At 63.4% G+C, this 18,482-nt stretch carries 18 protein-coding genes and 1 pseudogene; 8 read left to right on the top strand and 11 right to left on the bottom strand.

What is annotated here, in order from left to right; translation table 11 throughout:
- Positions 1 to 3: 3 nt before the first annotated feature.
- Entirely contained in the window at positions 4 to 1,275 is a 1,272-nt protein-coding gene (locus ACFWAD_RS26415; RefSeq protein ID WP_378447114.1) for an ROK family protein, read from the bottom strand.
- A 342-nt stretch (positions 1,276 to 1,617) separates the two neighbouring features.
- On the opposite strand from ACFWAD_RS26415, the gene ACFWAD_RS26410 reads away from it, so the two are divergent.
- The 3 genes from ACFWAD_RS26410 to ACFWAD_RS26400 are packed head-to-tail and all read left to right on the top strand — an operon-like array spanning position 1,618 to position 5,678.
- Positions 1,618 to 2,595 carry a TauD/TfdA dioxygenase family protein gene (locus ACFWAD_RS26410; protein ID WP_378537508.1) on the top strand — a complete coding sequence of 326 codons (978 nt, stop codon included), beginning with the start codon at positions 1,618 to 1,620 and terminating at the stop codon, positions 2,593 to 2,595.
- Entirely contained in the window at positions 2,592 to 4,913 is a 2,322-nt protein-coding gene (locus ACFWAD_RS26405) for an arylsulfatase (protein ID WP_378549185.1), read from the top strand. Before ACFWAD_RS26410 ends, ACFWAD_RS26405 begins: the two co-directional genes overlap by 4 nt.
- Positions 4,914 to 4,928: 15 nt before the next feature.
- The gene (locus ACFWAD_RS26400) at positions 4,929 to 5,678 is read left to right on the top strand and encodes an SDR family NAD(P)-dependent oxidoreductase (protein WP_378549182.1); all 750 of its coding nucleotides are present in this window, start codon (positions 4,929 to 4,931) and stop codon (positions 5,676 to 5,678) included.
- A gap of 15 nt (positions 5,679 to 5,693) precedes the next feature.
- Here the strand turns inward: ACFWAD_RS26400 and ACFWAD_RS26395 are convergent, their stop codons facing one another.
- The 4 genes from ACFWAD_RS26395 to ACFWAD_RS26380 form a co-directional block, all read right to left on the bottom strand.
- The gene (locus ACFWAD_RS26395) at positions 5,694 to 6,452 is read right to left on the bottom strand and encodes an ESX secretion-associated protein EspG (protein WP_378549179.1); all 759 of its coding nucleotides are present in this window, start codon (positions 6,450 to 6,452) and stop codon (positions 5,694 to 5,696) included.
- Positions 6,453 to 6,460: 8 nt separating this feature from the next.
- Positions 6,461 to 8,032 carry a hypothetical protein gene (locus tag ACFWAD_RS26390; RefSeq protein ID WP_378549176.1) on the bottom strand — a complete coding sequence of 524 codons (1,572 nt, stop codon included), beginning with the start codon at positions 8,030 to 8,032 and terminating at the stop codon, positions 6,461 to 6,463.
- 130 nt (positions 8,033 to 8,162) lie between these two features.
- Positions 8,163 to 9,359, bottom strand: coding sequence for an Ig-like domain-containing protein (locus ACFWAD_RS26385; protein WP_378549173.1), 1,197 nt, complete (start codon positions 9,357 to 9,359; stop codon positions 8,163 to 8,165).
- Positions 9,360 to 9,391: 32 nt separating this feature from the next.
- Positions 9,392 to 10,435 carry a UDP-N-acetylmuramate dehydrogenase gene (locus ACFWAD_RS26380; RefSeq protein ID WP_378549170.1) on the bottom strand — a complete coding sequence of 348 codons (1,044 nt, stop codon included), beginning with the start codon at positions 10,433 to 10,435 and terminating at the stop codon, positions 9,392 to 9,394.
- Between the two features lie 74 nt (positions 10,436 to 10,509).
- Between ACFWAD_RS26380 and ACFWAD_RS26375 the strand changes: the two genes are divergently transcribed.
- The 3 genes from ACFWAD_RS26375 (at position 10,510) to ACFWAD_RS26365 (ending at position 12,380) form a co-directional block, all read left to right on the top strand.
- Positions 10,510 to 11,007: a DUF2505 domain-containing protein gene (locus tag ACFWAD_RS26375; RefSeq protein ID WP_378537496.1), complete on the top strand. Its 498-nt coding sequence runs from the start codon at positions 10,510 to 10,512 to the stop codon at positions 11,005 to 11,007.
- 76 nt (positions 11,008 to 11,083) lie between these two features.
- Positions 11,084 to 11,584 (top strand): DUF2505 domain-containing protein, encoded by a 501-nt coding sequence (locus tag ACFWAD_RS26370; protein WP_378537494.1) that lies wholly within the window; start codon positions 11,084 to 11,086, stop codon positions 11,582 to 11,584.
- Positions 11,585 to 11,591: 7 nt separating this feature from the next.
- Positions 11,592 to 12,380 (top strand): class I SAM-dependent methyltransferase, encoded by a 789-nt coding sequence (locus ACFWAD_RS26365; protein WP_378549167.1) that lies wholly within the window; start codon positions 11,592 to 11,594, stop codon positions 12,378 to 12,380.
- Between the two features lie 217 nt (positions 12,381 to 12,597).
- On the opposite strand, the pseudogene ACFWAD_RS26360 reads toward ACFWAD_RS26365, so the two are convergent.
- The 3 genes and pseudogenes from ACFWAD_RS26360 to ACFWAD_RS26350 all read right to left on the bottom strand — a co-directional run.
- A pseudogene (locus ACFWAD_RS26360) lies at positions 12,598 to 13,119 on the bottom strand (Ig-like domain-containing protein); the annotation flags it as partial.
- Positions 13,120 to 13,153: 34 nt separating this feature from the next.
- Entirely contained in the window at positions 13,154 to 13,795 is a 642-nt protein-coding gene (locus ACFWAD_RS26355) for an Ig-like domain-containing protein (RefSeq protein WP_378549164.1), read from the bottom strand.
- 74 nt (positions 13,796 to 13,869) lie between these two features.
- On the bottom strand, positions 13,870 to 14,448 hold the full coding sequence (locus tag ACFWAD_RS26350; RefSeq protein ID WP_378537489.1) for a hypothetical protein: 579 nt from the start codon (positions 14,446 to 14,448) through the stop codon (positions 13,870 to 13,872).
- 127 nt (positions 14,449 to 14,575) lie between these two features.
- On the opposite strand from ACFWAD_RS26350, the gene ACFWAD_RS26345 reads away from it, so the two are divergent.
- Positions 14,576 to 15,346, top strand: a complete 771-nt coding sequence (locus tag ACFWAD_RS26345; protein ID WP_378549160.1) for a DUF2993 domain-containing protein — start codon at positions 14,576 to 14,578, stop codon at positions 15,344 to 15,346.
- On the opposite strand, the gene deoC is transcribed toward ACFWAD_RS26345, so the two are convergent.
- Complete coding sequence (gene deoC / locus ACFWAD_RS26340; protein ID WP_378549157.1) at positions 15,343 to 16,008, bottom strand: deoxyribose-phosphate aldolase; 666 nt, start codon at positions 16,006 to 16,008, stop codon at positions 15,343 to 15,345. The two genes, ACFWAD_RS26345 and deoC, sit on opposite strands and share 4 nt — an antisense overlap.
- Positions 16,009 to 16,072: 64 nt before the next feature.
- Here deoC and purU point away from each other — a divergent pair, with 64 nt between their 5' ends.
- Positions 16,073 to 16,960 (top strand): formyltetrahydrofolate deformylase, encoded by an 888-nt coding sequence (gene purU, locus ACFWAD_RS26335; RefSeq protein ID WP_378549154.1) that lies wholly within the window; start codon positions 16,073 to 16,075, stop codon positions 16,958 to 16,960.
- 12 nt (positions 16,961 to 16,972) lie between these two features.
- Here purU and ACFWAD_RS26330 read toward each other — a convergent pair whose 3' ends face one another.
- The gene (locus tag ACFWAD_RS26330) at positions 16,973 to 18,004 is read right to left on the bottom strand and encodes an alpha/beta fold hydrolase (protein WP_021333908.1); all 1,032 of its coding nucleotides are present in this window, start codon (positions 18,002 to 18,004) and stop codon (positions 16,973 to 16,975) included.
- Positions 18,005 to 18,126: 122 nt separating this feature from the next.
- Positions 18,127 to 18,423, bottom strand: a complete 297-nt coding sequence (locus ACFWAD_RS26325; RefSeq protein WP_003941505.1) for a DUF2516 family protein — start codon at positions 18,421 to 18,423, stop codon at positions 18,127 to 18,129.
- Positions 18,424 to 18,482 lie beyond the last annotated feature (59 nt).

The following is an 18,482-nucleotide window of genomic DNA, read 5'->3' as shown; positions in this document are numbered from 1 at the left end:
CAGTCAGACGGCCGACGCACGCCGCATTGCCGCCGCCGGATCGGCGAACAGCGAGCTCAGTGACACGACCGTCGAGGCGTATTCCTGAACGCGATTGCCGAAACCGGTGATTCGAATATCCTTGCGCTCCAAGGAGGATGCCGACGAGAAAGCCTCGGCGACGTGCGGCACGCCGGCCGGATAGTCGGTGAACGCCTGGCCACCGAGGATCACCCGATCCGGGTTGAACAGGTCACGCAACATCGCCACTGTCCGGCCGAGCACGCGCGCCCGGTCGACCAGAAGTTCGTGAGCCGGAATGGAACCCGCCGACGCAGCACGATAGACATCGGCGATCGTGACACGCTCACTGCCCTGGATCACTGCGCCCGAAGACAGTGCCTGCGCGACGACCGCGCGGTCGCTGATCGTCGCTTCCAAGCAACCCACCGCGCCGCAGGTGCACCGCGCCGACGAGCCGGTGGGCAGGTGCGCGATCGAACCGGGCCCGCTGGACGGGGTGTGCACTCGCCCTTCGAAAGTGATTGCGATACCGGCGGTTTCACGGGCGTAGAAGTACAGTCCGGTGGTTCCCGGTGTCGGCGCCTCGGCGCGGTCGTTGCTGAGCAGAAGTTCCGACGCGGCCATCGCTTCGACGTGGGCGGCGACCGAAACGGGGAGGTCCAAGCCGGCTCCGATGATGGACCCGACCTTGGCGCCCTTCCACCCCAGGCGCGGGTGATCGACTACTCCGGTCGCCGAATCGACGCGACCGCCGATGGCCACGCCGACGGCGAGCGGGCGACGCTTGTGCCACCGTGAGGCAAACGATTTGGCCGACCGCGCAATGGTGGCAAGTGCGACAGCGGAATTGGTGGCGGGCGTCGGAATCTCGACGGCGCCGAGCACCTTGCCGCGAATATCGCTGGCGATGATGCTGGTGACTACGGCACCGATGTGGATGCCGACGGTCAGGTACGGCTCGTGATTGACCTCGAACGGAACCCGCGGACGCCCGATGGCGCCGGAGGCTGTCAGGTCTGCGCGTTCGCGCAGGATTCCGAGGTCGAGCAGGCTCGTGACCTGCCGGTTCACGGTGGCAATACTCAGTCCGGACGCTTTCGCGGCGGTATCGCGAGAGAGCGGTCCGCGGGATCGAGCAATGCGCAACACAGTCGCGGACGGACCGTCGGCAATGCGCAGTTCGGGCGCAACAATCTGGGTACGGGTCCGGGTTCCCGAGAGCGCGGTTCGCGATCGGATGTTCGGAATGGCAGAGATGGTGGGTGTCGACATGGCTGTCCCTTGCAGAAGGAGGAGAAGGCGCATATCTCTGTCGACCGAGAAATCAGCGTTTCCACTGGTCACACGAAGAAGTAGACAGAAAAGGCGCAGAAATTAGCTGCAGAAAGAACGGCGGCGACAACACAGCTCTCGCGCCAGAGGCAGACGCGAACCAAGCGCAGCGGTCACATAGGTGACCCGCAAAGCGGCAGGCTGGTCGGTCGACATGGCTCCAAAAGTAGCAGCTTCACCGAGATTCACAAATCAGGTGCGGTAACGATCACACTGAACGCAACCCTGTCGTGGCGAAATCTCGCGTGTTTGGGTGGGCACACTCCCCACGAAAGGTGCACCATGTCTACAGCTTTCGCCAAGCCGACCCTCACCAATGCGGCGTCGACGAACGGAGCGGCTGCTGACGCCGCTCGCGGCACTGTCACCGCCCTCGGCGCGCATATCGGCGCCCGCATCGACGGAATCACCCTCGGCGGGCACCTCGACCCGGCGACGATCTCGCTCATCCGACAGGCACTTCTCGAACACAAGGTGATCTTCTTCCGCGGGCAAGACCACCTCGACAACGATTCGCAGTACGAGTTCGCCCAGCTGCTGGGCACCCCGACCACTGCCCACCCCACGGTGAAGTCGCACGGCGCAAAAGTCCTCCCCATCGATTCGGACCTGGGCAAGGCCAACAGTTGGCACACCGACGTCACCTTCGTCGATCGCATCCCCAAGGCGTCGATCCTGCGCGCGGTGCAGCTACCCGAATACGGCGGTTCCACGACGTGGGCGTCAGGGGTAGCCGCCTACAACGGACTCCCGGATCCGCTCAAGGCGCTCGCGGAGAACCTCTGGGCCCGCCACACGAACGTCTACGACTACGCGGCCACCAGCGCCGAGCGGCTCACCGAAGATCGCACGGCCGCCTACCGCGAAGAGTTCCAGTCCACGTACTTCGAGACGGAACACCCGGTGGTGCGTGTCCACCCCGAAACCGGAGAACGCACGCTCGTCCTCGGACACTTTGTCAAGAACTTCGTCGGGTTGAGCACCGAACAGTCGAACGGTGTGTTCAAGCTCCTGCAGGATCACGCCATCAAGCTCGAGTACACGACGCGCTGGAACTGGGCGGCGGGTGATGTCGCCATCTGGGACAACCGCGCCACCCAGCACTACGCGATCGCCGACTACGACGATCAGTACCGCCGTCTGGAGCGCATCACACTTGCCGGTGACATTCCGGTCAACATCCACGGGGAACGAAGCAGCAGCATCGCCGGCGACGCTTCCGAATACTCGATTATCGAAGGTGCCTCGACTCTCCCATGACTTCACCGGATTCCATCCTTCCTCCGCATGCCCGCGGTTACGAAGGCTTCGAGGGCCGAACCGGCCGCACCGCAGCCGATTCGGCCCCGTCGTGGCCCACCGCCTCGACCCCTACTCCCGGATCACCCAACATCGTCGTGGTTCTGATCGACGACATGGGATACAGCGACATCGGGCCTTTCGGCTCCGAGATCGAGACTCCGACCCTCGATCGGCTTGCCGCGCAGGGTGTTCGGTTGACCAACTATCACACGACACCCCTCTGCTCGCCCTCACGCGCCGCACTTCTCACCGGCCTCAATCCGCACCGCGCCGGGTACGGATTTGTCGCCAACGCCGATCCGGGATACCCCGGGCTGCGTCTGGAATTGGCCGACGACGTGCACACACTCCCCGAAATCCTGCGCGGCGCAGGCTATGCAACCTATGCGGTGGGCAAGTGGCATCTCGTGCGCGACGCAAACCTCGCCCCGGGCCGAAGTCGCGATTCCTGGCCGACGCAGCGCGGTTTCGATCGATACTACGGCTCGCTCGAAGGCCTCAATTCCTTCTACTATCCCAATCAGTTGATCTCCGACAATTCGGTGGTCGACGTCGACGAGTATCCCGAGGGCTACTACCTCACCGACGATCTGACCGACAAGGCCGTCGGGTACATCAAGGATCTGCGCGCCCACGATCAGGACAAGCCGTTCTTCCTCTACTTCGCGCACGTCGCGCTGCACGGACCTTTGCAGGCCAAGCCGGCCGATCAGGCAAAATACCGCGGTCGCTACGACGAGGGCTGGGATCGAATCCGAGAGTCTCGGTTCGCCTCTCAGCTCCTGCAAGGACTCTTTCCGGACGGAACACGGCAGGCTCCGCGAAACTCCGAACCCGGCTTCGACGTCCCCGAATGGCATTCGCTCACACCGGAAGTGCAGTCTCGGTTCGCCCGCTACATGGAGGTGTACGCGGCGATGGTCGACTCGATCGATCAGAGCGTCGGACGCATCGTCGACACCCTGGACGAGCTGGGCGAGCTCGACAACACGATCATCGTCTTCACCTCGGACAACGGCGGCACCGCCGAGGGCGGTTCGGACGGAACCCGAAGCTACTTCGCACAATTCGCGCATATCCAGGATCCGGACTGGGTCGGCGATGTCCCCCACGACGAATCCCTGATCGGCGGACCGGAGTTGGGCGTCCACTATCCACGTGGATGGGGGCAGACGTCCAACACCCCCTTCCGGTTCTACAAAGGGCAGTCCTTCGCGGGGGGAATTCGTGTTCCCTTCGTCCTGTCGTGGCCCGCGGGATTGAAACCCGGAGCAGACGACAACGGGATTCGCGACCAGTTCGCGTACGTCACAGACCTGACCCCCACGCTGCTGGACCTGGCCGGAATCGACGCACCGAGCGTACGCAACGGGCTTCCGGTGAAGGAGTTCGACGGTGTCTCGACCGCACCGGTTCTGCGATCGTCCACCGCTCCGAGCACTCACACCGAGCAGTACACCGAGATGACCGGCAACCGCGGCTACTACAAGGACGGATGGAAACTGCTGGCCCTGGCGCCGGACGACATCGACAAGCCACACTGGCAGTTGTTCGACGTCCGAGCCGACCCGACCGAGCTCGACGACCTCGCATCACGGTTTCCCGACAAGGTTCGCGAACTCGCCGAGGCCTGGGACCACTCGGCGTGGGCGAACACGGTCTTTCCGCTACTCGGCAACTCGGTGGGCGCAGTCCGGCGGCCGGCGGAGGAAGCACTCTCGCGCCCGGTCCGTCTGCTTGCCGGAACACCTCCACTGGAGCGCTACCGGTCGAGCAAACTGATCGGGTTCCGCGACTTCGACATCACCGTCGAACTCGACGGTTACCGAGCAGGTGACGCCGGTGTTCTTGTCGCTCACGGTGATCCACAGGGCGGATATCTTCTCTACGTCGAGGACGGGCACCTGCATCTCGGATACAACGCATTCGGTTCCTACTCCGTGGTCGATGCAGGCCCGTTGGCGATCGGCAGCAAGCGCATCGACGTGTCCGTGACGGTGGTACCTCGGCTGCGTTGGGATCTCCACGTCAGTGTCGACGGAATCCATGCGGGTCAACTACTCGGGCAGGTACAACTGGTCGGGATGGCGCCGTGGACCGGCATTTCAGTCGGCGTCGACGCGAGAGGGCCGGTGTCGTGGGATGTGCGCCGACGCCACGGACCGTTCCGGTACAGCGGCTCTCTGCGCGCCGTCACCTACACACCCGGCCGGATACAGGTACCGCGTCGTCACATCGAATCCATCGAACGGGAAGCAGAGTATGCCGCCGACTAGCCCTACGATTGCATCATGACCATTTCTTCCGATGCCCGTATCGCCGTAGTCACCGGAGCCAGCTCCGGAATCGGTGAGGCCACCGCTCGCACCCTGGCAGCTCAGGGATTCCACGTCGTGATCGGTGCTCGCCGCGTCGATCGTCTCGAGAAGATCGCCGAGGAAATCGGTGGTACTGCTCTCGAACTCGACGTCACCGACGAGGATTCCGTCGACGCGTTCGCTGCGGTGGTCCCCCGTGTCGACGTGTTGGTCAACAACGCGGGTGGCGCAAAGGGTCTGGCGACGGTCCTGGACGCCGATCTGGACGACTGGCGGTGGATGTGGGAGACCAATGTCCTGGGCACGTTGCGTGTGACGAAGGCACTGCTGCCCAAGCTGATCGATTCGGGCGATGGTCTGGTCGTGACCATCACCTCGGTGGCCGCGCTGGAGGCATACGACAACGGCTCGGGCTACACCACCGCCAAGCACGCTCAAGCCGTCCTTCACCGGACATTGCGCGGTGAACTGTTGGGCAAGCCCGTTCGTCTGACCGAAATCGCGCCGGGAGCCGTCGAGACGGAGTTCTCACTCGTCCGGTTCGAAGGTGATCAGGACAAGGCAGACAAGGTGTACGAGGGAATCACACCGTTGGTGGCGCAGGACATCGCCGAGATCATCGGTTTTGTCGCCTCGCGGCCGTCGCACGTGAACCTCGATCAGATCGTCGTCAAGCCGAGGGATCAGGCAAGCCCCGGCCGGTTCCACCGCACCACCAACTAGTTCGAGTCGTTCTGACTAACCAGTGCGAATCGCCCGGTGTAGGACGAGGCCGAGATTGCGTGCAATCTCGGCCTCCGTCATTTCCGCGGAAGCGCCGCGGGCACTGACGGTTTCACCCGCGGTGATGATGTACCGACCGTCATCGGCATAGTCGTACCAGTGGAACGTTATTCCGTCGTCGGTCGGTCTGCTGTCGACGGCTCCGCCTGGGTATGCGGTGACTTCACCGATCGAGGTCCGTGCTCGGCCGAAGAACCTGCGCACTTCCTCGCTCCCGCGTGCACTGCCGGCGCTGCTCAGAAAGCTCTGTCCCCCGGCAGGTTTCGATCTCTCGATGCTCACACCACGCTCCGATCCGGCGGAGCAGGCGGGCAGCCGATCGACCAGCATCCGCGGAATTGCCGACGGATGCACCACGCTCAGAACCACGTCGGAGCCACAGTCCGAGGTCCTGCCGGGCAGTTGGGTTGCGAGCACGCCCAGATCGCCGGCAACAACGCCGTGCAATCGCGTCACTGTACTCATGTTCGGCCCGTGAAAACCGGAAACCTCGACGCGCGCAGCGGGATTCGCAAGTGCCCCGAGAACGTGATGCAGCCGATCGTCAAGCATGGAAGACAGGCGCGCTCCCGCTCGACGGCGCTCCGCTGTCAGCTCGTTCATGGTTTCGGCCGTCGAACGAAACCGAAGCGGGTACGGGAGGCGGTCACGTCCGACCGCTTCCCAGAGGATCGAGAATTCGAGGCCGGTGAATTGCCACTGCTTGGTTGTCATTTTGGTTGTCATTCGCCCAACACCGCCGGGGAGACCATGGGTAGGTCGCCGATCAGGGCGTTGCCGTTCTCGACGGTGACAAGGTAGCCGGGGGTGTCGTGAACGCTGTCTTCGTCTTGTCCTTGTCCGCGTCCCGGTGCCATGCCGCCGACGCCACCCATCGCGCCCCGACCGCTCTGCGCGCCCGTCGCCGAGGTACCGCCAGTTCCGTTGACGCCCCCACGCCCGCCATTGGCGAGGCCGCTAGGGCCGAGAGCGCCACCGGCGAGGCCGCCAGGGCCGAGAGCGCCACCTCCGGTTCCGCCTGGCCCGAAGCCGCCGGTACCGATTCCACCTGCGGAACCACCACCCGAACCGCTACCCATGAGGCCTGAAGGCACTCCGGAACCGAGCTGAGCACCATTCGGAGTTGCACCTGCCAGGGCACCTGGCGCTGCACCGGCCGGCAGTGGGCCGGCATGTGCCGCGGTAGTCCCGGCCGGGCCGGAATCGTTTGCGAACCGGGCAGCATCGGCACCCAAATTCCCTTGGGCGTCAACGCCGCTACGGTTGTCACCATTTCCGGAACTGGTTCCGGATGGGTTCTGACCGGAACCGTCTCCGGCCGGGTTTGCACCGCCGGAGTTTCCACCGTCCGCTCCTCCACCAACTCCGCCACCCGATGTAGGTGGCGTGCCGAGCCCGTTCCCCGAACCCGAAGTGTTCCCGCCGCCGGAACCACCGCCACCGAATGCGCCGCCCCCAGACCCTCCACTGCCGGCACCTCCACTGCCAGCCCCTCCACTGCCGGTGACAGGATTGAACGCGGCCGGGAGGATCGGCACCTGGTCGTCCGCGCGCTTCATGTACGGCAGATATACGTCCTTCATCACCTGGCGCGCTTGACGTTCGGCTTCTTCCGCTTCGTATTGGGCCTGCTTCCACGTAGCCCCGGGAACCACGCTGAGGATCATCTCGACCGTCGAGGCGCCGTCGGGTGCCGGAATCGAGCGTTTGGCCTCGTGGAGTGCGATCTTCGCCTCCTCGATCTTGTTCGAGATCAGATCGACGCGCACCTTCAGTTCACCCGCATCTGCCGAGTAGGCCAGCACGGCTTCCAATGCAGCCGAGCCGCCCCGCCCCTGCCACCCTTCGGTGATCGCGCCGTTCACATCGTTCTGGAACTTCCCGATGCCGGCTTCCACCCGGCCGGCAATAGCCTTCCAGGCCTCGCCGATTGCGCTCAGGGTTGCCGGATCCATCTCGTTGACGTGATCGAAGATTTCGGAGTGCGACATCGCGTCGAACGGATCGTCGTCCACGATTGCATGTTCGCTGTACTCCAGCGACGAGGTCTGAGCGGTGAGGGCATCGCGCTCACCCCAGGCTCGTGCGCGTTCTGCATCGGCGTCCGCAGTCGCAGCAGCCATCTCGCCGTCGAACGCGCCGCGGTCGTCGGTCACGGATTGAACCAGAGCAGATGTAGCGATTGCGCTCGCGACAGGAATGCCGACAACTGGCAATGCCGCCACGCCGGAAGGGACGGCCTGCGTCGCTTCGGAAATTCTGCCCAGCACGTCTTCCAGAAATGGAATGCCCACTGCCGTCCCCCTGACGTCGAAACCTCCGTCAGACTCCCCCGAGCCGACAGCACTTACCTGTACTGACGCAAGCAACGCCCGGATGGTTCCGAACTTCGCCAGATTGCTCGGTTCACAGCAACAAATCGGTTTACGGCAGTGCGGACATCGACTTCCAGGTCGGCAGATCGATCGCCCAGTCGTAGATGTCGCCGTCCGCAGGAGACAGGTCGATCGACGTGCCGGTCACCTCGACGGGGTCACCGTAGAGGGCCGTTCCGAAGTACTCCTGCGCGTCGGACGTCGACAGGTTGATGCAACCGTTCGTGACGTTCGACGAGCCCTGTACCCCAGTGGTTTCAGGATTGGCGTGGATGAATTCGCCGTTGTTGGAGATGCGCACCGCCCAACGCTCGCGCACGTTCTCGTAGAACGGCGGGTTGGACATCATGAAGTCTTCGTACTTCTCGGTCACCATGTGAATGCCACTGCGCGTGACGTTTCGGGGTTCGTTGCCCTCGCCGTAGCTGACGGGAATGTCCATGATCGTCTGGCCGTCGCGCACCACCTGCATGCGGTGGCTCGGTGCATTCGCCTTCACGATCTGGCTGCGACCGATCGTGAAATCGAGCGTGAGATCCTGGTCGCCGTAGGCGCCACCGCCGTAGTTCAAGCCGTAGAGCTTGGCATCCAGATGAACAGTCGTTCCTGGCACCCAGTAATCGGCCGGGCGCCAATGGGCCCGAGATCCGCCGTTGTCGTCAGCCAGCCAAGCCCACGATCCGGCGGTGGGCGGCACGGTGGTCACGACAAGTGCCTTCTCGACGGCCGCCTTGTCGACGACGGAGTTGTCGAACTGCACGGTGATCGGTGCCGCGATGCCAACTTCCTGGCCGTCGGCGATGTTGAGGGTGGCGCCGGTGGTCGACTCCGGGGCAACCGTCGTAAAGCTCCCTTGGACCGGCACGGATTTACCGTCGGTTCCGGTTGCCGAGCCCGACCACGAATACGTGGTGCCGTAGCCGAGTGCCTCACTGACGGCGAACGATGTCTTGTCGGGCGACAGTTGTCCGGCGACGGATTTACCGGCTGCGTTGCTGAGGTTGACGTCGGACAGCGTTCCCTGGGTCACCGCTACCGAGACGGGGGCGACCGGGCTGACATCTTTGGTACCGGGCGCCGGCGTCGACACCACGGTCGCCACCGGTGCTGGTTCGGCGGCCGCCGCGCCGCCCTGTCCGTCCTTGCCGCCGATCGTGCAGCCGACGACGGCCACCATCACAGCGAGCAATACAGCTACCAACGCAACAAGACGCGAACGACTTCTCCGACCACCCAGCTCATGCACTTCAACAGGCTACCTGCGGGCTCTGTCAGGAATCAGACGGTGCAGCCCACAGTTACCGGTTCCGGTTCCAAGCGGACGCCGAACGCGGCCTCGACCCCGTCGCGCACTGCCCGCGCGAGCGAGACCAGATCCGCACTCGTTGCGGACCCTCTGTTGGTCAACGCCAAGGTGTGCTTGGTCGACAGCCTGGCCGGTGCATCTTCGCCGGGATAACCCTTCGAGAATCCGGCCCGTTCGATCAACCATCCAGCCGAGAGCTTGGTTCCACCACTGCCGGGGAACTGCGGCACGGTGACGTCGCCGAGCTGTTCGGCGATGGCTGCGAGCACGGCAGGCAGCTTGTCGCCCGGCACCACGGGGTTGGTGAAGAACGAACCCGCGCTCCAGGTGTCGTGATCGTACGGATCGAGGACCATCGCCTTGCCTGTCCGAAGTCCCAGAACTGCCTCACGGACCTGCGACGCAGGCAACCGCGCGCCTTCTTCTGCTCCCAGCGCGGTGAACAGTTCGCGGTACGCGAGCGGGGCGCTCAATCCGTCGGTCGACGCGTCGAATTCGACGGCGAGAACCAGTGCTGCGTCCGAATGCTTGAGGACGCTCGACCGGTAACCCAATTCGAGTTTCGACGGTTCGACCCACGACACTTCGCCATTGCGCCGGTCGAGCAATTGAACTCGTCGGAGTCGCGAGCCCACCTCGACGCCGTACGCGCCGACGTTCTGTACCGGCGTCGCACCCGTGGAGCCCGGAATCCCGGAGAGACACTCGAGGCCACCTAACTCCGCGGCGACGGATTGGCCGACTACTTCGTCCCACACCGCACCCGCTTCGGCAACGACGCGGTCCGTGTCGAGGCTCACGGTGGTGTTGGCCACACGAACGACAACTCCGTCGAATCCCTCGTCGGAAATCACGAGATTCGATCCGCCGGCGAGAATCAGCGTCGGGATCTGCTCGCGATCGAGCAGCGTCACGACGTCGATCAACGACTGCGTCGTCGGGCATTCTGCGAGCAGCCGCGCCGGTCCCCCGATTCGCAGCGTCGTCAATCCTGACAAGTCAACGTTCTCGGACACGAAAGCGCCTGATTCCACGACGCGTCTGCCAATGGTTACGTCCCACACATCGATAAACGGTAGCCTCCACAATCGTGAGCCGTCGCATCGAGCATTCGTCGAAGTACACAGTCCCCGCCGAGAAGGTCCATGAGGCGGTGACCTCCGAGCAGTACTGGCGCGACCGAATCGTCGCTGTCGGTGGTCCCGGCGCAACGATCGAAGAGCTGACCGTCCGCGACGAGACCGTTGCGGTCACGATGTCGCAGATCATTGCCGCCGAGCACCTCCCGAGCATGGTGTCGAAGGTCGTCAACGGCGACATCGTCATCAAGCGCAGTGAAACGATGGCCCCGTTCAAGGACGGCAGGGCTACCGGAACCTTCTCCGCCCACGTCGACGGTGTTCCCGCCCGTATCGAGGGCACCCAGGTTCTGACCGGTGACGAGAACTCCGCCACTCTCGAGGTCGACGGTGAGGTCGAGGTCAAGATCCCGTTCCTCGGCGGAAAGATCGAGAGCGCGATAGTCGACGAAGTTGTCCGGCTCATCCAGGCTGAACAGGACTTCACCCGGGAGTGGATCGCGAAGTAAAACCCTGCGGGCGGCGACAGTTGTGGATACGGCCAATTTGGCTTGTCACAGCGGGTAACAGGTATTCTTTCCGATCATGGCTCGCCGCATCGACTACTCCGCCCGCTATCAGCACTCCCCCGAGCAGGTCTACGCGGCGCTGGCGGACCGCTCGTACTGGGAGGCCCGCGTCGAGGAGATGCGCAAGCACTCCGAGAACCATGTGGAACATTTCGAGGTCACCGATACCGGAATCGATCTCGTGCTCCACCACATTCTTCCGCGCACCGATTTGCCGGACATTGCTCAGACGGTGATGAAGAAGGATCTTGTCATCACTCGCAAGGAGTCCTACGGCGCCTTCGGTGACACCGTGACCGGAACATATGAGGCTTCGATCCCCGCCGGGCCGGGAAGTCTGTCCGGAACCATGGAGTTGTTCGCTACCGATACCGGGTCCACACTGCGAACCACGTCCGAGGCCAAGGTATTCATCCCGTTCATCGGCGCGAAGTTGGAACAGCTCATGCTGATCAACCTCGTAGATCTGTTCCGCACCGAAGCACAGGTCACCGCGACCTGGCTCGCCGCTCGCTGAAGCCGGCGTGAAGAAGGCTCCACCCCCGAAGATCGAGGGGGTCATCACCCGTGGCACGACGGGGATCAACAGACTGCGACGAAGTGACCGGTGGATTGTCCACAACCGCACGATCGCGCACGCCCTGAACAACGCAGCCGATCCGTTGATAGTCGACCTCGGTTACGGGGCGAGGCCGGATACCACCTTCGAGATGGCAAGCCGCCTCACCGCTGTCCGGCGGGACCGACGGGTCATCGGACTCGAGATCGACCCCGCCCGCGTGGTCGAGAGTCGTGACGGTGTCAGCTTCGCCCGCGGTGGATTCGAGCTGGCCGGTCTCACACCCGTTTTCGTGCGCGCATTCAACGTTCTCCGGCAGTACCCGGAGGAGGCTGTGGACTCTGCGTGGTCACACATTCAGTCCGGTCTCGCACCGGGCGGACTGTTACTCGACGGCACCTGCGACGAACTCGGGAGACGTTGCGCCTGGGTACTTCTCGACGCCGATCGTCCGCTGACGCTGACATTGGCATGGGACCCCTTCGACATCGAGCGACCGTCCGACATCGCGGAACGACTGCCGAAGGCTCTCATCCATCGCAATGTTCCGGGCGAGCCGATCCATGCGTTGCTGAGCGCTGCCGATCGAGCCTGGGCCACTGCTGCGCCGCACGCCTCGTTCGGCCCTCGCCACCGGTGGGCCGCCGCCTTGGAAATTCTTCGGGCACAGGGAATTCCCGTCCAACCCGCGCGTCGACGCCTTCGTGACTGCATCTTGACCGTGCCCTGGCATGTCGTAGCGCCGAATCCCTGAACTCACAGACGGGAAACGCCCCGCCGCGGAGGTGTTCTCCGCAGCGGGGCGTCTTTGTGCCGGCGTCGGGCCAGGACCCGAAGATGTTTTCCAGGCTTCCCAGCGAACCGGTCGAACTGCCGCCGTTGCCGGGATCGCCGCCGTCGGACGCTGCCGTTACCTTGACGGTGACTGCGGCCTGGGTCTCGGAACCGAGGTAGCCGTCAGTTCCACTGAACACCGCGGTGATTCGACGATCGCCGAGTTCGGTGAAAGTATGCGAGAGCGTGGCCTTGCCGTTCACGACAGCAACCGGTCCACCGATCGGGGTGGCTCCATCCATGAACTGGACCGTTCCTGCGCTGAGCGTAGGTATAACTGCCGCAACAAGATCGACCTTCGCGCCCTTGGCCGCTGACGCCGGGGCGCTCACGGTGATGGACGTTTCCTGATCCTCTGCGGCCGGAGCCGTAACCGAAACTGCCCGCGCGGCCGAGGTAGAGGTGAGGAATCCTGTGGCACCCGAGTACACGGCCGTGATGTCATGCGTGCCGACGCTCGCGAACTCGTGCATGATCGACGCCTTGCCGTCGACGACCGATACCGGCGAGCCGAGATTGCCCGAGCCGTCCTTGAACTGCACCGTGCCGCCTACGGGAGTCGGCGTGACGGCTACGGAGAGACCAACTGCCGTACCGGTTTTCGCATTCGCCGGAACGGTCAAGGTCGTTTGGGTCTGCTGATCGGTGGGAGCCGGCACCTTGACGTTCACGGGAATCGGTGAGCCCAGATCCCTACCGCCTTGCTTGAACTGCACGGTTCCGCCTGCAGCACCGGTCGAGACGGAGCCAGTGAACGACTACCGGAGCGACCGTCAACGCATGCGGCGCGGACGTCGAGGCCTGGTACACACCGGAACCGGAGTACACCGCCACCGCACTTGCGGGACCGGTGATCGTGGTGGCAGTGCTCTTGTCGGCTTCGGAGACGACGACGTCGACAGCCGAAGACGTCGAGGTCGATACCTTCGCATTGCCGAAATATTTGGCCGTCACGCTGCGCGTTCGGACGTCGGCCGGTGTCCAGGCAAGTGTTGCAGCACCATTGGCGAGCGTGCCCGCACCGATCCTGGTGGCGCCGTCGAAGAACTCGACCGAATCACCGTCGGCACCACCGGTCACTGCCGCCTTCAGCTCAACGGACTGCCCTCCCTTTACAGCGTCCGCGGGAGACAGGGTCGTCGCCGAGACATTCTTCTGAACGTTTATCGACGGACCATGACCATTCGTCGTGTCGTCAACGAACACCGTGCCGTCGAAATGCACCGTCGTCGACAAATCGGTACCACGCGCACAATCCGCACCAACGCGATACTGGAACTCGAACGTCTTCACGTCGCCGCCCCACATCGGCCATTCCGTAAGTCCCGCACTCATCTCTGATATGGGCGTCATATTCGATTTGGGACGTGATGCCAGAAGCTCGCAGAAGTATAAGAATTCAATCTCGATTACAGGCTTGCGGCGAGCGCCAACTCCACTCGAACAGCAACATCCACACTCGCGTTCTCACACGAGAGATACAACTCGTGCGCGTCGAGTCGACCGATCGCCACCGCATCAGCGACTACTTCGTTGAGTAGGACTTGGGAAATTCCACCGGAAGCGAGGTCGTGCACGGTACGCAACGGCGTGGTGATGCGGATGGGCCCGATCTGTTCACACTCGTCGTCCGCGAGTGGCAGTCGATGCAGTGCGACCTGGCGGGTCGGCGCCGCGAGAGGATGCGCAACGGAGAGATGAATGAAACGAGGTTGCAGGTGCCCGAGGCCATGCAGATCTGCGGCACTGTAGTGCGAGACGGTGGCGCTACCGGCGAACCACGTGCACCACTTCGCAAACTCGTCCAAGGCAGTATGTCTGACGCGTTCGAGGCGAAAAAGTCCGCGACACTCACACGTCCAAGCACCGGATTCCGTCATCTCGTCCATCAGGGCCAGACCGAAACCCAGTTCGGATGCCTGGAGGGCCGTGACGAATCCACACTGTCGTAGCGCCAGCAGCTCGAGTGATTCGTAGTCCGAAGCCATGACCACCTCCGGTGACCGTCGAAAACGCCGTTTCGAACAGACTACGGGCGACTGTGTCGCGCATCACAGGAATGAGGAAGTGCGTATTCACAGAGTTCGTTCAGACTCGTCGGGAAGAATCTGGCGAATGACTGTCGCAGCGAACAACCCTCGTCCGCGCAACCGAGTGCTCATCATCCTTCTCGTGGTGATCGCCGTACTCGTCGCGGCACTCGTCGGTGGAGAACTGTACGTACGCAACCAGGTGAAGACCTGCATGGCCGACCAGTTCCAGAGCGAACTGGGATCCCAGGTCGATGTCGGGTTGAGCTGGAAGCCAGTACTCCTGCAGGCAGTCGACAAGAAGGTGCCGTACATCAGCATCGACAGTGACGACTCTTCGTTCGGCCCCGCAACGGGAATGCAGGTTCACGCGAAGGTGAACGACATCAACCTGCAGCCCTCGGCGGGTAACAGCGGCACCATCGGCAGCTCCAGCGCCGACGTCAACTGGTCTACCACAGGCATTCTCGCCACCTTGCAGGAACAGACCTTCGGCGGGCTCGTCTCCGGCGTCACCGCCGACTCGAGCGCCGGAACACTCGCGTTCGACGTCGGACCGGTCGGGCTCGCGAAGCTCACGGTCAAGCCCACCGTCACCAACGGGGTGGTCGACGTCCAGACCGTCGGCGCCGAGATTCTCGGATTGGGTCTGCCGACCGACCTGGTCGACGGCATCGTCCAGACACTCACCGACAGCCTGCAGACGTACCCGCTGGATATGAAGCCCACCAAACTGACCGTCACCGACGACGCTATCGAGATCTCGCTCGAGGGTGGCGCCTACGCCATGCCCGTCGCCGACGCGAACAACCAGAACACCTCGGCGGTGCCGGACAGCTGCGGCCTGCTGACCTAGTCGGCCAGTCCGTCCAGTACTGCTCGGGTTCCGGACAATCCGAGGCGGGTGGCACCGGCCGCGATCATGTCGAGTGCTGCCTGCGTAGTACGTATTCCGCCACTGGCCTTGACTCCCACGCCCGGGCCGACCGTCTGCGCCAACAGTGCGACGGCCTCGACCGTCGCTCCGCCCGCGGGGTGGAAGCCGGTGGAGGTCTTGACGAAGTTCGCCCCGGCACGCACAGCTGCGCGGCAGCATTCGACGATGGCCTCGTCGGACAGCGCTGCGGTTTCGAGGATCACCTTGAGGATCGCACTCTCCCCCATCGCCTCGCGGACGGTGAGGATGTCTGCCAACACCGCGCTGTAGTCGCCGGCGACCGCCGCTCCTACGTCGATGACCATGTCGATCTCGGCTGCGCCTTGATCGACGGCCAGTCGCGCTTCAGCGCCCTTGACCAGTGAATGATGCTTCCCCGACGGGAATCCGACGACGGCCGCCGTCACCAGTCCGTCGGCGCGAATCGGCAACATCGACGGCGAGACGCAGACCGCGAGCACACCGAGGCTGCGTGCTTCGTCGATCAAGGCGGTGACATCGGCCGCGGTGGCTTCGGGTTTGAGCAGAGTGTGGTCCACCATCGCGGCAACCTGGGAACGAGTGAGTGCAGCTTCAGACATGGTGGAAAGCTTGGCACACCACCACGCGACCGTCGCCGCAGCCGCACCTGAGAGACTAGGCCGCATGACCGCTGCACCTTCGATCGACGATCGTCGCTATGTCCTGTCCCTCGGCTGCCCCGACACCACGGGCATCGTCGCACGCATCTCGACCTTTCTCACCGACGTCGGTGGATGGATCGTGGAAGCTGCGTATCACGCCGATGCCGACACCGGCTGGTTCTTCACGCGGCAGGCGGTCCGTGCGTCTTCGGTGAGCATGAGCATCGACGAGCTTCGTGAACGGTTCAAAGCTGTTGCAGCCGAGATCGGTCCGGAAACCGAGTGGACCCTTCACGACTCGGGTGCTCCCAAGAAGATCGTGCTGCTCGTGAGCAAGGAAGGCCACTGCTTGCATGACCTCCTGGGCCGCGCTGCGGGCGGGGAACTCCCGGCTGAAATCAGCGCCGTCATCGGCAATCACGAGGATCTGCGCAGTGTCACCGAGCGCCACGGGATCGATTTCCACCACGTTCCGTTCGCCAAGGACCCGGCCGAACGGGGACCGTCCTTCGAGAAGGTCCGCGCCCTGGTCGACGCTCACAACCCCGACGCCGTTGTTCTTGCACGCTTCATGCAGGTGCTGCCCGAATCACTGTGCGAGCACTGGGTCGGCCGCGCGATTAATATCCACCACAGCTTCTTGCCGTCGTTCATCGGCGCCCGCCCCTATCACCAGGCGTTCGCGCGCGGCGTGAAACTGATCGGCGCCACCTGCCACTATGTCACCGCCGAACTCGACGCAGGCCCGATCATCGAGCAGGACGTGATCCGCGTCGACCACGCCGACGATGTCGCCGACATGGTCCGTCAGGGTCGAGACATCGAAAAGCTCGTACTCTCACGCGGACTGCGCTGGCACCTCGAGGATCGTGTTCTGGTCCACGGGCGCAAGACGGTTGTCTTCAGCTAGAGCAGCGTTGCGCTAGAGGTTGCGCAGTCGCACGATTTCCTTGTCGAACTCGTCGATGTTCTCGATCGACGACATATGACCGACGCCCGGCAACACGATCAACCGTTCGAGGTTGCCGGCGTCGTCGAGGACCTGCGCAAGCTTGCGCGCATGGACCGGCGGAGTGAGCCGATCAAGCGAGCCGACGAGCACGGTGGTCGGCACTTCGAGATTGTCGAGTCCCTCGTGAATGTCCAGGGTGCTCAGCGCTGCTCCCCAACCGCCACGGATGCGGGGCTTGCACTCGCGAACGATGTTCTCGCAGAACTGAATCTCGGCCTTGGTCGCGTTCGGTGACATCGAGACGTATTGGATCGCCTTCGTCATCGCGCCCGAGGAGACGAACGGAACGGGCGAGCTGAGGATGGCGCGGCCCACCGGGACCGGCACCCGAGGAAAACGATTGGGCAGTGGGATGACCGTGGTCTCCGCGATCAACCTTTCACTCGCGGTGCTCGCGAGCATGACCGCCGATGCATACTTCTTGACCTCGTCGGGGTGGCGACCAGCCCAGGCGATGATGCTCATCCCGCCCATGCTGTGACCGACGATGACAGCCTTCTTGTCCTCTCGAACCGTGGCTGCCAGGACGGCGGAGAGGTCGTCGGCAAGGACATCCGGGCCGAGCGGGAGATTTCCGACGGTGCTGCGGCCGTGACCGCGCTGGTCGTAGGTGATGACGCGATATTCGCCGGCCAGCGCATTGACCTGCGGGTACCAGAATTCGGTGGAGCACGTCCAGCCATGACTGAGAACGATCGGATCGCCGTCGACGGGACCGTAAGCCCGGACATTGATGATCGCACCGTCGTCGGTGGTCAGTTCGCTGATGTCAGCTTTGAGCGTCGGAGTCTTCAGGAGTGCATTGGGCTCGACGTCACTCGAGAGGGTCAACCCACGCGTGGATCGCCGATGACGGATCCCCGCGACAGCCGCGACGAGTGCTCCCACTCCGACGGCGCCTGCCAGTACTCGAAGCTCTGTGGTGCGCGAACGACTGGACATGCATTTACCCCTGACTGCTGCTGACGACAGACGGATGCAATCTATGTGTGACTGCCGTTAACCGACACTATCACTCGAACAACGCCCGTTGTCAGCGTTGGAGCGAAGAGTGGGGCAGCACACTACCAGCGAGAACCGCCGTGTTGGATGTCATCGACCCGCGGGCGAACGTCCACGAGATACACGCACACTGCGACGACCGCGATGATGCCCAGGAGGCCGACAGGAGATGTCGCCAGAAGAATCAATGCCGCGACAATCAGAATTCCCAGCCAGATCGGCTTGGTCAATTTGTTGACCGCGGTGAAGGCGTCTGGACGCTGCCTGACGGCATGAACGATCGCGTAGACAGCGCCCACCAACGCGAGCACTTTGAGTGCGAGAAAGATCAGACCGACTAGCCCATCGACTTGAGTCACAACTACATCCTAAGTTCTCATCCGGTTCCCGACGAACACGAAGGCTCCCACACTCGGCT

Origin of the sequence: Rhodococcus sp. NPDC059969 (assembly GCF_042738325.1) — a bacterium.
Classification (GTDB): domain Bacteria; phylum Actinomycetota; class Actinomycetes; order Mycobacteriales; family Mycobacteriaceae; genus Rhodococcus_F.
Note: the sequence above shows the minus strand (reverse complement) of the source record. Positions and strands in the feature narration are given on the sequence as shown.

What these genes read in the sequence shown, in the direction of transcription:
- ACFWAD_RS26410 (WP_378537508.1), top strand. Translation starts at nt 1,618, where the DNA reads ATGTCTACAGCTTTCGCCAAGCCGACCCTCACCAATGCGGCGTCGACG.
- ACFWAD_RS26355 (WP_378549164.1), bottom strand. Translation starts at nt 13,795, where the DNA reads ATGAGTGCGGGACTTACGGAATGGCCGATGTGGGGCGGCGACGTGAAG.
- ACFWAD_RS26330 (WP_021333908.1), bottom strand. Translation starts at nt 18,004, where the DNA reads ATGTCCAGTCGTTCGCGCACCACAGAGCTTCGAGTACTGGCAGGCGCC.
- ACFWAD_RS26345 (WP_378549160.1), top strand. Translation starts at nt 14,576, where the DNA reads ATGACTGTCGCAGCGAACAACCCTCGTCCGCGCAACCGAGTGCTCATC.
- deoC (WP_378549157.1), bottom strand. Translation starts at nt 16,008, where the DNA reads ATGTCTGAAGCTGCACTCACTCGTTCCCAGGTTGCCGCGATGGTGGAC.
- ACFWAD_RS26350 (WP_378537489.1), bottom strand. Translation starts at nt 14,448, where the DNA reads ATGGCTTCGGACTACGAATCACTCGAGCTGCTGGCGCTACGACAGTGT.
- ACFWAD_RS26395 (WP_378549179.1), bottom strand. Translation starts at nt 6,452, where the DNA reads ATGACAACCAAGCAGTGGCAATTCACCGGCCTCGAATTCTCGATCCTC.
- ACFWAD_RS26400 (WP_378549182.1), top strand. Translation starts at nt 4,929, where the DNA reads ATGACCATTTCTTCCGATGCCCGTATCGCCGTAGTCACCGGAGCCAGC.
- purU (WP_378549154.1), top strand. Translation starts at nt 16,073, where the DNA reads ATGACCGCTGCACCTTCGATCGACGATCGTCGCTATGTCCTGTCCCTC.
- ACFWAD_RS26415 (WP_378447114.1), bottom strand. Translation starts at nt 1,275, where the DNA reads ATGTCGACACCCACCATCTCTGCCATTCCGAACATCCGATCGCGAACC.
- ACFWAD_RS26405 (WP_378549185.1), top strand. Translation starts at nt 2,592, where the DNA reads ATGACTTCACCGGATTCCATCCTTCCTCCGCATGCCCGCGGTTACGAA.
- ACFWAD_RS26370 (WP_378537494.1), top strand. Translation starts at nt 11,084, where the DNA reads ATGGCTCGCCGCATCGACTACTCCGCCCGCTATCAGCACTCCCCCGAG.